Genomic DNA, 13,514 nt, shown 5'->3' on the forward strand with positions numbered 1-13,514 from the left:
GTGAATAATAGGAGGAATCTTGCCAAATTCAGTCAATGAAAGCCAACATGTTTCTTCACAAGATGCTTTATCTGGTAGGGCCACCCCATTAACTGTATCACCCTACCATGTCATCACACAGCATGCGATAAACAACATTCCAGAAAATATGGAAATCGCCTATGTAGGAATGGGATGTTTCTGGGGCGTTGAACGTCTTTTCTGGCAACAGGAAGGCATTTATACCACCTCTGTAGGTTACAGTGGCGGCACAACGCCAAATCCGACTTATGAAGAAGTTTGCACAGGCTTAACCGGACATGTCGAAGTGGTCAGGATCGTGTTTGATCCAACCAAAATAACCTATACACAGCTATTAACGCTGTTCTGGGAAAATCACGATCCCGCCCAAGGTATGCGTCAGCACGGTGATATCGGCACACAGTACCGTTCTGCCCTTTATACCGTTTCAGCCCAACAATATGAGCAAGCGATTGCCAGCCGCGACCAATTCCAGCAAGCAATGCTCCAAAATGGCGACCAACGTACTATCACGACAGAAATCCGTGAAGCCGGGCCATTTTATTTTGCCGAAGATTATCACCAGCAATATCTCTACAAAAATCCTGAAGGATATTGTGGATTAGGTGGTATTGGAATCTGCTTCCCACCAACGCACAGAAACTAGTCAATTTCGTTAGCCCAATGTTATAATTATTGGGCTAGATTCAGCGCCTGATGGAATTAGGCTATTATTTACCTTACGGCATATTGCCGTAATTTTTTATTTATATGTTTTTCCATCTCCCCTCCAGCGCTATTCAAATAACACCTACCCTGTCACTGGAGACACAATATGGACACTTTATGTTAAACAGTTTATTAGTCATAATCTTGCTTTGTGCCATTAGTGCATTTTTTTCGTTATCAGAAATTTCTCTGGCTGCTTCAAGAAGAATCAAATTAAAACTCATGGCTGATGAGGGAAATCTCAACGCTGCCCATGTCCTTAAGCTACAAGAAACTCCCGGCATGTTTTTTACTGTCGTTCAAATTGGCCTGAATGCCGTCGCAATTCTTGCGGGGGTTGTTGGAGAATCCGCTTTTTCTCCCGCTCTGAAGGCCTTGTTTATAAAGTTCATGCACCCGGAATGGGCAGACCAGCTAGGTTTTCTCTGCTCTTTTACCATCGTTACGAGTATCTTTATCCTGCTCGCTGATTTAACCCCTAAACGCATTGGTATGACTCAGCCCGAAGCCATTGCCGTGAAAATTATCAACCCAATGCGTTTCTGTCTGGCTATTCTTAACCCGCTGGTCTGGTTGTTCAATGGCCTCGCTGACTGTATCTTCAAAATCTTTAAGATCCCAATGGAGCGCAACGAAGACATCACCTCCGATGATATTTATGCTGTCGTTGAAGCAGGCGCAATTGCAGGCGTACTACGTAAACAAGAGCATGAGCTGATTGAAAATGTTTTTGAACTGGAATCACGCACTGTACCTTCTGCTATGACCTCCCGTGAAAGTGTGGTGTATTTTGATAAAAGTGAAGATGAAAACAGCATTAAAGAAAAGATCTCCACCCATCCCCATTCAAAATTTCTTGTTTGTGATGACGATATTGATCATGTCATTGGTTATGTAGATTCAAAGGATCTGCTCAATCGCGTCCTGAACGGGCAAAGCCTCAACCTGAAAGAGGGTGTTCAAATCCGCAATGCCCTGATGATCCCAGATACTCTCTCACTTTCTGATACCTTGGAAAGTTTTAAGGCCGCGGGTGAAGACTTCGCGATCATTCTCAATGAATATGCTTTGGTAATGGGAGTCATCACTCTCAATGACGTTATGACCACATTAATGGGAGATTTAATCGGTCAAGGACAAGAAGAACAAATCGTTGTTCGCGATGAAAATTCATGGCTGATTGAAGGTGGCACACCAATTGAAGATGTCATGCGAGTTCTGGATATTGATGACTTTCCAGATTCCAGTAATTATGAAACCATCGCCGGCTTCATGATGTTCCGCTTACGCAAAATTCCCAAGCGTACAGATTCTGTGAAATTTGGCAGCTATAAGTTTGAAGTGGTGGATATTGATAACTATAAGATCGATCAATTGCTCGTGACAAAAGTTGTTGATCCCCTTGCTCAACCCAACCAATCCTGTACCAAGCAACCGCATGAAGTGTAAAAAATAAATAGCGAAGACCAAAAAACGGCCGCAAGGCCGTTTATCATACTAATAATGCGCAATTAATCATGGCACATATCTATCAGTAAATGAGCATTTGTAGAAAAATCACCCCATTTCGGTCTGTAGGCGCAATACTTGCTGATTAACTTCACTCATTACATTGAAATGACGTTTATCTTTTATCTTCGGTGGTAAAATCTTCCCGTAGTTAAATTCAAAAGCACCCATATCTTTAATGTATAAACGCCCACGAAATAGGGTTTTTACGTAGAGAGCAATTTTCAGTGGGTTATAGTGGTGAAAGATTTTCATCTCTGTTTTTTTCCTCCCATGCTTCTTACGATACCATTCTATTGCATCACGCAATTGCATCACACAATCGCATCACATAACCAGTGAATCAAAAGACACATCACTGTCATGCAGAATGTATAGACTACATTTATAGAAATTTGTTCCCCTCAAATGCAAAGATTTAATCACTAATTCAGCATAACATCATGAAATTCAATAGAATCATTCAACAAAAACACATCATTAAGCTTATACATTGTTCCAAATGTTACCAAAATGTTTAATTTATTGAGGACAGACCAGTTAACAAGCGCTATGCTGAGTATGATGTTCCCTGATAACATGCCATACCATGCCAAATAAGGTATAAATATGATAAAAAACATTGCGTTATCTGCATTATTGAGTTTAATGCCAATATTTGCATTCGCCCATAACATCACGTTGGGACAACAAGTTCCTGCGGTTAGTGTGACAGATAAAGGTGAGCTGTTGCTTAACGATGGCAAATTCAGCTACCAAAATTGGAGTACGACCGAGCTTCCGGGAAAAGTGAGAACTATCCAGCATATTGCCGGTCGTAGTTCTGCAAAAGAGATGAATGATCCTCTGATTCAAGCATTGAAAAATGCGAATTTACCTAAGGATCAATATCAAACAACCAGCATCGTAAATACTGATGATGCTATTTTTGGCACCAGCGTTTTTGTCCGTAATAGCCTTGAAGACAGCAAAAAGCAGTTCCCGTGGTCACAATTTATTGTCGATAGCAACGGGTTGTCTAAAACAGCCTGGGGATTGGAACCTAAAAGTTCAGCAATCATCGTGCTGGATAAAAACGGTAATGTGAAATTTGTCAAAGATGGCAAACTAAATAACGAAGAGATCACTCACGTTATCAGCATCATCAAAGACGAACTGAAAAAATAACCTGAGCCGCAATCAAATTTTCAATTGCGGTAATTTTAATGATCGTACAGTGATAATGGCTCTAACATTGTGAGCCATTATCAACTTAACATTAAAAAATACTGACTCTGAACCCTGGATTCAGGAAAGATTCACACGGTGTGTAATTCAATGTTTTTCCTTCCCAGTCCGTGACATGTGCACCTGCGGCAATTGCAACAGCATGACCCGCACCAGTATCCCAAATATTGGTTGGCCCAAAACGGGGATAAAGTTGGGCTTTTCCCTCGGCAACCATACAGAATTTCAATGAAGACCCTACCGAAAGGGTATCATGAGCCCCTAATTGGGCAAGATAGTCTTTCAATTCCTCATCATCCCGATGAGAACGGCTAACGACTACGATTGGTCGCGTCGCAGACATCACTTTAATGGGAAGGGTTTGACCATTGGCTTCCTTCCACGCCTGACGACCTTGCCCTGAATATAAAACATTCTGCACAGGAACATAAACGACCCCCATGACAGGTACACCATCTTCAATTAATGCAATATTGACGGTAAATTCACCGTTCCGACGAATGAACTCTTTCGTCCCATCCAGTGGATCAACCAACCAATAGCGCTGCCAGTTCTTCCGTTCTTCCCATGAAGGAGGATCTTCTTCTGATAACAACGGGATATCAGGCGCAATGCGCGATAATCCTGCTTTAATGACATTATGAGCGGCAATATCTGCAACAGTAACAGGTGAGTCATCCGTTTTATGTTCCACTTGTAACGGTTCCTCAGCCTGATAAACTTCCATGATCGCCGCGCCTGCTTCCCGTGCTAATTGGCAGATCTGTTGTAGCATCATACACCTCTGCATTCATTGTTCAGCTATCCCCTTACGCTTTCAAATTGAAAACTATCTGGGCATACCCCTTGAAGTTACATTTTTAGCGCATTTTTTACTGGAATGGCGAATACTTTATTGCTCAATGGTTCCCAAATTCCCCAATAATCCCAAAATGCACACAAAAAAATGGCCGGTTAACCGGCCATTTTTTTGATCCAATAGAAAATTACAGGATTTCCAGCAATTCCACTTCGAAGATCAATGTGCTGTAAGGAGGGATAGACGCGCCTGCGCCACGTTCACCATAAGCCAAATTGTGAGGAATATAGAGTTCCCATTTAGAACCTACTGGCATCAGAGTCAAAGCTTCAATCCAACCTGGGATCACGCCGCTGACAGGAAATTCTGCTGGTGTGCCACGTTGTACTGAACTATCAAATACCGTGCCATCAATAAGACGGCCAGTGTAGTGAACACGAACACGGTCAGTACGAGCCGGAATAGAACCTTCGCCTTGTGTCAGAACAGAAAACTGCAAACCAGATTCAGTACTGCTTACGCCTTCACGCTGAGCATTTTCTGTCAGAAATTTTTTGCCTTCTTCTGCCATCGCCTGCTGGCGTTCACGACGAACGCTATCAGCACGTTCATGTATCTCACGCAGCGCACGATGCAGCTCTTCTACAGGAATCGCAGGAGAACGGCTTTCCAGCGCATCACACAGCCCTGCCAACAGCGCTTCGGGTTCCAGTCCCTGTAAACCAGATTCCTGTAATTGTTGCCCAACCTGCAAGCCAATACCGTAACTTGCCCGCGCTTCAATAGACTCAAAAGAAGGTGTTGTCATGAAAATACCTGTTATTAAATAAGTGAAGGTTCAAGCATAACAGCACTGTCTGGATGGGTAAACGCGTGAGGAGTTTTTAAAGGAAGTTTTACTCTTGTAAAACAAAAATACATTATCACACTTTAGTATAACTTGAGTAAAAGGAGGGCCAGACATGACTACGGTTGTCATCCGCCAATCTGGTGAAGCTAACATAGTTAGAAAGTCATTGTGAAAACGCTTGATTTGCATACTGACAAAAAACGCTGGCATTGCCAGCGTTTTTTGTCACATGTTCTTCAGCTAATCAGGGATTAAGCTTCTGGAACGATGTTAACGTTCAATTGTGCGAATACATCGCTGTGTACTTGGAAGTGAACTTCGTGCTCACCAACAGTACGCAGAACGCCGTTAGACAGGCGAACTTCGCTCTTAGATACTTCAACGCCAGCAGCAGTCACTGCATCAGCGATGTCACGAGTACCGATAGAACCGAACAGTTTACCTTCGTCACCCGCTTTAGAAGCGATGGTGACAGAACCCAGTGCATTGATTTTCTCTGCACGAGCTTCTGCTGCTGCCAGAACGTCAGCCAGTTTAGCTTCCAATTCAGCACGGCGAGCTTCGAAGAATTCGATGTTTTTCTTAGTTGCAGGAACAGCTTTGCCCTGTGGTACTAAGAAGTTACGGGCATAACCCGCTTTAACGTTAACTTGGTCACCCAGGCTACCCAGGTTTGCTACTTTATCAAGCAGAATAACTTGCATTACCTTATCCTCTCAAAGTCGTTAATGGACTGAGCCTATTACTGATGACGATCAGTGTAAGGCAACAGAGACAGGTAGCGCGCACGCTTGATAGCACGAGCGAGCTGGCGCTGGTATTTTGCACGAGTGCCAGTAATACGGCTTGGTACAATTTTACCGCTTTCGGTAATGTAGTTTTTCAGCGTAGCAATGTCTTTATAATCGATCTCTTGTACGCCTTCCGCTGTAAAGCGGCAGAACTTGCGACGACGGAAATAACGTGCCATTTGGCTAGTCTCCAGAATCTATCAATTCAATCTGCTCGGCATGAAGAACCAATTTGTTAAGACCATTACGCCCATAATGGGAATTAATGAATCCTGAAACAGTGATTCGACTGCCGACCGTTATACTGTGAGTATATTCCTGTAACAATTGTCCGCTGGCAATGACGGGCATTCTGCACCATGACTGCCTGCTGAATCCGGCTTCCTGTTGCTGTGAACGATGTTCAAGCACAAACTGACAATGTGGAATGCCGGATGGACTGACTCTTCGTATCGGTGTCTTGCACACTGTGCCAGAGAGCACCAAACGATTCGTTGTCACGGTGATTACTCTTCAGAATCCCCAGCTTCATCAACATCATCAACCAGGTCTTCTTCCAAGACCAGATCACGGCTACGACGTTCGTCTTTAGCCTTAACCATTGGTGATGCTTCAGTTACTGCGTGCTTAACGCGCATAACCATGCTGCGGATAACGGCATCGTTGAAGCGGAAATTAGTTTCCAGCTCATCAATCGCTTCTTGTGGCGCTTCAACGTTCATCAGAACGTAGTGAGCCTTGTGCAGTTTGTTGATTGGGTAAGCCAGTTGACGACGACCCCAGTCTTCCAGACGGTGAATCTGACCTTGCGCGTTAGTGATAGTCGCACTGTAACGCTCGATCATGCCCGGAACCTGTTCGCTTTGGTCAGGATGGACCATAAAAACGATTTCGTAATGACGCATTAGCATTGCTCCTTACGGATTATTCAGCCTCCTGTCAGGGTCAGCCGTGGCCCATGGAGGCAAGGAACGTGTTTAGTACGGCTGAAAAATCGACGCGTCACTATACCCGCACAATACAAAAAACTCAAGATACCGGTAAAGAAAACGCGTTTATTCTTCTTTCAAACGCTTTCCAATGAAAGAACTTAAGAATTATTGAGTGTTTCTCTGACGCACGATTTCAAACAGGCATACCCCTGTAGCCACCGATACATTCAGGGAAGAAACTGAACCTGCCATAGGAATACTGATCAATTCATCACAATGTTCGCGGGTTAGTCGGCGCATACCCTCACCTTCCGCCCCCATGACCAAGGCCATTGGACCAGTCATTTTACTCTCATATAACGCATGGGTCGCTTCTCCCGCAGTGCCAACAACCCAGATATTGTGTTCTTGCAGCAAACGCAGGGTACGGGCGAGGTTAGTTACGCGGATCAGTGGAACGCTTTCTGCCGCGCCACAGGCAACTTTTTTCGCTGTCGCATTCAGTTGCGCTGAACGATCGCGCGGAACGATAACCGCATCAACCCCCGCAGCATCTGCAGTACGCAGGCAAGCACCCAGATTATGAGGATCGGTGACACCATCCAATACCAGCAGGAACGGACGATCCAACCGTGACAACAAGTCAGGCAAATCATTTTCCTGATACTGACGCCCCGGTTTAACCCGTGCGATGATACCCTGGTGTACCGCGCCTTCTGTCTGGGCATCCAGCCATTGGCGATTGGCAAGTTGCACTACAATTCCGATGCTTTCCAGCTCCTGCAACAATGGGGTTAAGCGGCGATCTTCACGCCCTTTCAATACATAAACTTCCATGAAGCGTTGTGGGTCACGCTCCAACAAGGCTTTAACGGCATGAATACCGTAGATAATTTCACTCATGACTGGCTAATACCTAACTCACTGATTAACTGTTTTTTACCGGCTGTTTTATGGGCTATTAACCCGCGCTCTTTTTCGCGCGTTTCGCTTTCAGTTTTGCCGTAATTCTTTTGGTTTTGTCTGACTGTTTTTTCTTTTTACTTGGCTTAGGCGATGCAGGCTTTTCCGCACTTTTCTTTTTACGGAAAGTACTGTCCGGCTCAAAATTGGCTGATTTTTTATAATCACGGCCTTTTTTGTCATTTTTACGCTCTGGCTTGCCTTTTTTCGCCTTATCGCGCGCGGTCTTTCCTTGATTCTGCGCCTTGCGGGTCGTTGAAAGCAAGGTGAAATCAATATTACGCTCATCCATGTGAACCGCTTCCACGCGGATTTCAACTTCATCACCAAGGCGATAAGTCTGCCCAGAAGATTCACCAATCAAACGCTGGCCAACATTATCATATCGGTAATAATCGTTATCCAGCGTCGAAACATGTACCAAACCATCAATGAACAGATCATGTAAGCGAACAAAGAAGCCAAAACCTGTCACGCTGGTAATCAATCCGGTGAAAACATTGCCTACCTGATCTTGCATGAAATCACATTTCAGCCAGTCTGCTACATCCCTTGTTGCTTCGTCAGCACGACGCTCGGTCATGGAGCAGTGGTCACCCAGTTGCAACATATGATCCATGTCATTGTGCCATCCGCCTGTCGGCGTCCAGCGATGTTCCGCAATACCAGGCTCAACAACACCATTTTCTTGCGCGAGTAAGTACTTGATCGCTCGATGTAACACCAAATCAGGATAGCGGCGAATCGGTGAAGTAAAGTGAGAATAAGCACGCAACGACAAGCCAAAGTGACCACGGTTTTCAGGCTCATAGATCGCCTGTTTCATTGAACGCAGCAACATGGTTTGCAACAGCTCATGATCCGGCCGATCCGCGACGTCTTTCATCAACTGCGCGTAATCTTTCGGTTCTGGTTTCATCCCACCCAATAGGCTCAGCCCCAATTCGTTGAAGACTGAACGCAGGTTCAGAATACTCTCTTCTTTTGGCCGGTCATGAATACGATATAACGCAGGCTCATGATATTTTTCAACAAAGCGAGCCGCCGCGATATTTGCCAGAATCATGCACTCTTCAATAAGTTTATGCGCATCATTGCGTACAACTGGCTCAATCCGCTCAATACGACGTTCCGCATTAAAAATAAACTTGGCTTCTTCAGATTCAAATGAAATAGCACCACGCTGTTCACGTGCCTGTTCTAATGCCTGATAAAGTTCATGCAGATGCTCAATATGCTTTACCAATGGCTTATAGTGCTCACGCAATTCCTGATCGCCCTGCAAGATTTTCCAGACTTTTGTATAAGTCAAACGAGCATGTGAATTCATTACTGCTTCGTAAAACTTATAGGAAGAGAGTTTACCTTGGGCAGAAACCGTCATTTCGCACACCATACACAGGCGATCGACCTCTGGATTGAGGGAACACAACCCATTCGACAGCACTTCCGGCAACATCGGTACAACCTGAGAAGGGAAGTAGACTGAATTACCCCGGCTACGTGCTTCTGTATCCAACGGTGTTTGCGGGCGAACGTAATAACTGACATCGGCAATCGCAACCCATAACCGCCAGCCGCCACCGCGTTTTCTTTCGCAATACACGGCATCATCAAAGTCACGGGCATCTTCGCCATCGATCGTCACCAACGGTAATTCACGTAAATCAACACGACCTTGTTTGGCAGACTCTGGAACGTTTTCATCCAAATCTGCCACCTGTGTTTCTACCATTGGTGACCAGCTATGGGGAATTTCATGGGTACGAAGCGCAATTTCAACCGCCATGTTCGTTCCCATCGTTTCGCCCAGCACTTCAACAATTTTACCTATGGCCTTGGTTCGGCGGGTCGGGCGATTCGTCAATTCAACCACCACAACGTTCCCCATTCTTGCCCCACAAATTTCCTCTTTGGGGATCAAGATATCGAAACACAAGCGGCTATCATCAGGAACGACAAAGCCCATACCAGCATCCATAAAGTATCGCCCAACGATTTGGCTGCTCTTTGGCTCCAATACCCGCACGATGCGCACTTCAACGCGGCCTTTTCTGTCTGGTCGCAAAGGCTGCGCCAGTATAACATCACCATGGATTGCTATTTTCATCTGATCAGAAGGCAGATAAAAATCTTCTTTGTGACCTTCCACACGCAGGAAGCCATATCCATCACGATGCCCAATCACTGTACCTTTCAATAAATCCAGCCTTTCTGGCAACGCGTAACATTGACGGCGGGTAAAAACCAACTGCCCATCGCGTTCCATTGCCCGCAAACGGCGGCGCAATGCTTCCTGTGCTTCTGCACTGGTTAACTGAAGTTCTTGTGCTAAATCCTGACGGCTTACCGGAGTGGTGTGTTTAGAAATGATATCCAAGATGTATTCACGGCTTGGGATAGGAGATTCGTATTTTTCAGCCTCTCGTTCCTGAAAAGGATCTTTTGACATCGTCATTCCTCTGTTGTCATCAGCAAGCTGTTTATCCCCCTGCTTCACTTAATCAGAAGCAATTGATAAAGGGGACGATTGTCTTCAACCATATCGGCCAAAGTATGTTTATCCAACTCTTCCAAAAAATTTTCTACCGCTTGATTCAAGACTGATTTTAAGCGACATGCAGGCGTTATTTGACAGGCACTACAGTTAACCAATGAAAGTGGTTCCAATGAACGAACCACATCACCAATTCTGATCTCGCTGGCAGGTTTCCCCAGACTTATGCCACCATTTTTTCCCCTGACAGCGTTCACCAACCCTAAGTGACTAAGTTGATTAATGATCTTTACCATATGATTACGTGATAAACCATAAACTTCAGTTACCTCTGTAATGCTGGTCATTTGACCTTCCGGTAAAGAAGCCATGTAAATCAAAGCACGTAGTCCATAATCAGTAAAACTGGTTAACTGCACACTCACCTCTGGGAGACTGAATATAACGGGGTTTATTTGGAACCAAAAAATGTCTGTTTGTTGGTTTTCGTTAGTTGTTCATTATTATGTGGGTATTTTAAAAATTAAGCAAAACGGGTGATTCGTTTGTGATGGTTCCAGAATTTATGTTTATACAGATTATCTTTCAGATTTGATTCAAAATCCGTAATGGTTTGACCATCCACGCCTTCCGGCCCCGTATTGAACCACATTAGATGGACCTGCCACCATCTCTTTCTGAGCTTATGCCACAATCTTGCGCTTATTCCTTATGTAGCAAGTTTATATGCTTGCGGCACACTTTCTATCATAAAATCAACGTGACATTTTTAACTGATTGAGTTACTTAATTTCTGTTGTTTTGGGATAGGGATAAATAAAAATCTGGCAAGTTACAATCATTCTTTATGAATGAGTAATTTTTGATTTTAATAGTTTATTGTTATGTGATTGATGTGGCTATTTTTTATATAAAAATGTTATATTCTAATCATTAATTAAGAATGGAGAGGTTATATGGATGATTAAAGAAATATTGATGCAGGAAATAAGTAAGGTGTTAGCCAATAGCTCGACTATCGCAGAAGAGAAACTGGCTGTAATGATGATGTTTAGTTTTCAATTATTATCAGCAGCTCAGGCTGACATGATTAACATGCGAGTTGCCGACGGCAGAGTTTTAACATTAAAACTTGAGTCCGGAAATTTAACACTTTGAGACTATGATTTATTATCTTATGTAATTTGATGGGGTGTTAAATGAGCAGAAGAATTTCAAGTGAATTTTTGGATGGGCAGCTTGTAATTGATAATGGAAAATTAAAGCCTCTTACTCATATGAAAGAGTATAGAAAAAAACAATATGCTGAGCTTGAAAGAAAATTAAATGATAAAGGGAATGAAGAGCATTATGCTCTAATAACGTTAGAAGAGGCTCTTGGTTTTTTAAAATCTGCTTTATGTAAAGGTGGTGAGCATAAGACATGGAAAGATAAAGTATTTGCATGCACCGATCCAACATCTTCGTTTGCGGGAAACATGATTGAGTCTGTTGGTGTGATGAAAATAATTAATGAGTTTAGGAGCTTAGGTGTTGAAGCTAAAGAGTATAAAGGAAGAGGAGGAGCTACTCATATTAAAATAACAGGTAAACAAAGTGTTAGAAAATTTATCACAGGAACAAATTATCGTCTTGATAATCAAAAGATATTAAAAATAGGCATTGGTTCAAAAAGTATAGTAAATGGCATAGTTTCAGGGGTTAAGTTTTGTATAATTTTTTCTCTTGCTTATAGAGCTGTTGAATTAATGACAAAAGATGAATATGCTCTTGCTGAATTTTTGGGGAATATAACAGTTGATGCCGCTAAGTTATTGATTACTACGTTAGTAACTGCCACGGTTGGTAAAGTAGCATCTAGTTATTTTTTAGCCGCAGGTGTAAGTATAATTGGTGTTTCTGCTGGATTGTTTTTTATTGGTGTAGGAATAGCAATCGCTTTATATTATCTTGATAATGAATTCGGGATAACAGACAAAGTGATAAAGAGTATTAGAGAAGCGGATGAAAAAATATCGGGGGATTATTATGAGATTAATCGTCAAGCTATGGCGTTAAGTATGCCAGCTATTTGGCCATGGAATTAAGTATGCTAGATATTTTTTATGGTGACTACAATGGGGTTTCCGTATGTCAAATAAGGCTAAAAATCAATGCAAAAATCCAGTTATTCTCCCTTTTTGGAGTAGAGTATTTTATATACTAATATTGTTATTGGTTATGCTTGTTATGTCCATGGTGGTTTTTTTTTCATGGCGTGATTTCATTTCACTAATTAATTTAAATGAAAGAGTGTATTTTTCTTGGAGGGTGTTTTTTATTTCTTTTGGATTTCCGATAAGTTTTCATTTGTTGTTTTCTATTACGTGTGCTTGTTTCTCAGATACCCCTCGCCCATATAGAGGTCGTGTTGTTAATTTTCTGGTATGGATATTTTTTACGGCCTTATTTCTGAGTGTTCCTGTATCTTTATATGTTGATAATAAATTAAAATCTTCTGGGTATGTAACGTGTAGTAAAAAGTCTTTAATTGCACCAAATGAATATGTTAGAAATATAAAGTTATGTCACTAAGCATATATTAAATATATGCTTAGTTTTTTACTTAGTAAACTCTGTCTTCCCATATGCTATAGGCAGATGTACCCGCTGTTACATGATTCCATGAGATTGATTTATAGTTAAGTATAATTCTTTCATATGGCATGGCATCAAAATCATTTATAGAGTGCGGATAGGTACAGGAAATCTCAGAAATTGTTGCTTCCGTGATTTTAACCTCATAAAAAAGCTCTAACTGTCCAGTTTGACTGGTTCTGTAAAAAATAAATTTACCATCTAGCGATTCGTTGGAATCTATTGCTATCGCCAATAATGGAGACGATTTATCTATGGGTTTGATAAATTGTATGGGGTGATGACTTACATTCTGTTGACGGGATATTGAGTGATCTAAACTGAGTACCTGTATTTGATCTTCGTGTCCTTTTTGATACCGATTTCCTATAGAATCGAGAGTTGAACACCCTGCTGATATTAAGCCTTGCTTCTTACCATTTAAGGTTAGATAAATCATGTATGACATTAAAATTACCGCCCTAATGTTTTTTATTTAAATAACGATGGCTTAGGTTTTAGCCAAAGAAGAGTAATTTAACATATTAAAAAAACTTGCAATGGAATTATCAAGGCAAAAAAGATCTACTTGAAATCCTTT

17 protein-coding genes are annotated in these 13,514 nt (G+C 42.4%); 6 read left to right on the top strand and 11 right to left on the bottom strand.

The genetic code is table 11. The annotated features are described in order from the left end of the window. Positions 1 to 19: 19 nt before the first annotated feature. Both msrA and paeA read left to right on the top strand, forming a co-directional pair. Complete coding sequence (gene msrA / locus Xmir_RS01305) at positions 20 to 667, top strand: peptide-methionine (S)-S-oxide reductase MsrA (protein ID WP_099112681.1); 648 nt, start codon at positions 20 to 22, stop codon at positions 665 to 667. 179 nt (positions 668 to 846) lie between these two features. Beyond that, on the top strand, positions 847 to 2,178 hold the full coding sequence (gene paeA / locus Xmir_RS01310) for a polyamine export protein PaeA (protein WP_099112682.1): 1,332 nt from the start codon (positions 847 to 849) through the stop codon (positions 2,176 to 2,178). A gap of 108 nt (positions 2,179 to 2,286) precedes the next feature. On the opposite strand, the gene Xmir_RS01315 is transcribed toward paeA, so the two are convergent. Continuing rightward, complete coding sequence (locus Xmir_RS01315; RefSeq protein WP_099112778.1) at positions 2,287 to 2,493, bottom strand: DUF1107 domain-containing protein; 207 nt, start codon at positions 2,491 to 2,493, stop codon at positions 2,287 to 2,289. Between the two features lie 354 nt (positions 2,494 to 2,847). Between Xmir_RS01315 and Xmir_RS01325 the strand changes: the two genes are divergently transcribed. Further along, complete coding sequence (locus Xmir_RS01325; protein WP_099112684.1) at positions 2,848 to 3,405, top strand: YtfJ family protein; 558 nt, start codon at positions 2,848 to 2,850, stop codon at positions 3,403 to 3,405. A 91-nt stretch (positions 3,406 to 3,496) separates the two neighbouring features. On the opposite strand, the gene cysQ is transcribed toward Xmir_RS01325, so the two are convergent. The 9 genes from cysQ to nsrR all read right to left on the bottom strand — a co-directional run bounded on the left by cysQ (position 3,497) and on the right by nsrR (position 10,716). Continuing rightward, positions 3,497 to 4,240 carry a 3'(2'),5'-bisphosphate nucleotidase CysQ gene (gene cysQ, locus Xmir_RS01330; protein WP_099112779.1) on the bottom strand — a complete coding sequence of 248 codons (744 nt, stop codon included), beginning with the start codon at positions 4,238 to 4,240 and terminating at the stop codon, positions 3,497 to 3,499. Positions 4,241 to 4,451: 211 nt separating this feature from the next. Beyond that, positions 4,452 to 5,072 (bottom strand): BamJ family beta-barrel-assembly machinery protein, encoded by a 621-nt coding sequence (bamJ, locus tag Xmir_RS01335; protein ID WP_099112685.1) that lies wholly within the window; start codon positions 5,070 to 5,072, stop codon positions 4,452 to 4,454. A 293-nt stretch (positions 5,073 to 5,365) separates the two neighbouring features. After that, a complete protein-coding gene (rplI, locus tag Xmir_RS01340) occupies positions 5,366 to 5,818 on the bottom strand; it encodes a 50S ribosomal protein L9 (protein WP_099112686.1) in 453 nt (150 codons plus the stop codon). Positions 5,819 to 5,856: 38 nt separating this feature from the next. After that, complete coding sequence (gene rpsR, locus Xmir_RS01345) at positions 5,857 to 6,084, bottom strand: 30S ribosomal protein S18 (RefSeq protein WP_000135199.1); 228 nt, start codon at positions 6,082 to 6,084, stop codon at positions 5,857 to 5,859. 4 nt (positions 6,085 to 6,088) lie between these two features. After that, positions 6,089 to 6,406, bottom strand: coding sequence for a primosomal replication protein N (priB, locus tag Xmir_RS01350; protein ID WP_099112687.1), 318 nt, complete (start codon positions 6,404 to 6,406; stop codon positions 6,089 to 6,091). A gap of 5 nt (positions 6,407 to 6,411) precedes the next feature. Next, positions 6,412 to 6,810, bottom strand: a complete 399-nt coding sequence (gene rpsF / locus Xmir_RS01355; RefSeq protein WP_047962417.1) for a 30S ribosomal protein S6 — start codon at positions 6,808 to 6,810, stop codon at positions 6,412 to 6,414. Positions 6,811 to 7,002: 192 nt separating this feature from the next. Continuing rightward, positions 7,003 to 7,740 (bottom strand): 23S rRNA (guanosine(2251)-2'-O)-methyltransferase RlmB, encoded by a 738-nt coding sequence (gene rlmB / locus Xmir_RS01360; RefSeq protein ID WP_099112688.1) that lies wholly within the window; start codon positions 7,738 to 7,740, stop codon positions 7,003 to 7,005. 58 nt (positions 7,741 to 7,798) lie between these two features. Next, on the bottom strand, positions 7,799 to 10,252 hold the full coding sequence (gene rnr / locus Xmir_RS01365; protein ID WP_099112689.1) for a ribonuclease R: 2,454 nt from the start codon (positions 10,250 to 10,252) through the stop codon (positions 7,799 to 7,801). Positions 10,253 to 10,296: 44 nt separating this feature from the next. After that, positions 10,297 to 10,716, bottom strand: a complete 420-nt coding sequence (nsrR, locus tag Xmir_RS01370; RefSeq protein ID WP_047962420.1) for a nitric oxide-sensing transcriptional repressor NsrR — start codon at positions 10,714 to 10,716, stop codon at positions 10,297 to 10,299. Positions 10,717 to 11,257: 541 nt separating this feature from the next. Between nsrR and Xmir_RS01375 the strand changes: the two genes are divergently transcribed. The 3 genes from Xmir_RS01375 to Xmir_RS33045 all read left to right on the top strand — a co-directional run bounded on the left by Xmir_RS01375 (position 11,258) and on the right by Xmir_RS33045 (position 12,871). Continuing rightward, entirely contained in the window at positions 11,258 to 11,455 is a 198-nt protein-coding gene (locus Xmir_RS01375) for a hypothetical protein (protein ID WP_244170830.1), read from the top strand. A 41-nt stretch (positions 11,456 to 11,496) separates the two neighbouring features. Beyond that, a complete protein-coding gene (locus Xmir_RS01380) occupies positions 11,497 to 12,384 on the top strand; it encodes a hypothetical protein (protein WP_099112690.1) in 888 nt (295 codons plus the stop codon). 148 nt (positions 12,385 to 12,532) lie between these two features. Beyond that, positions 12,533 to 12,871, top strand: coding sequence for a DUF1240 domain-containing protein (locus Xmir_RS33045; protein ID WP_422646012.1), 339 nt, complete (start codon positions 12,533 to 12,535; stop codon positions 12,869 to 12,871). A 31-nt stretch (positions 12,872 to 12,902) separates the two neighbouring features. On the opposite strand, the gene Xmir_RS01390 is transcribed toward Xmir_RS33045, so the two are convergent. Beyond that, positions 12,903 to 13,382, bottom strand: a complete 480-nt coding sequence (locus tag Xmir_RS01390; protein ID WP_099112692.1) for an Hcp family type VI secretion system effector — start codon at positions 13,380 to 13,382, stop codon at positions 12,903 to 12,905. Positions 13,383 to 13,514: the final 132 nt, after the last annotated feature.

The sequence above is a fragment of the Xenorhabdus miraniensis genome, from assembly GCF_002632615.1.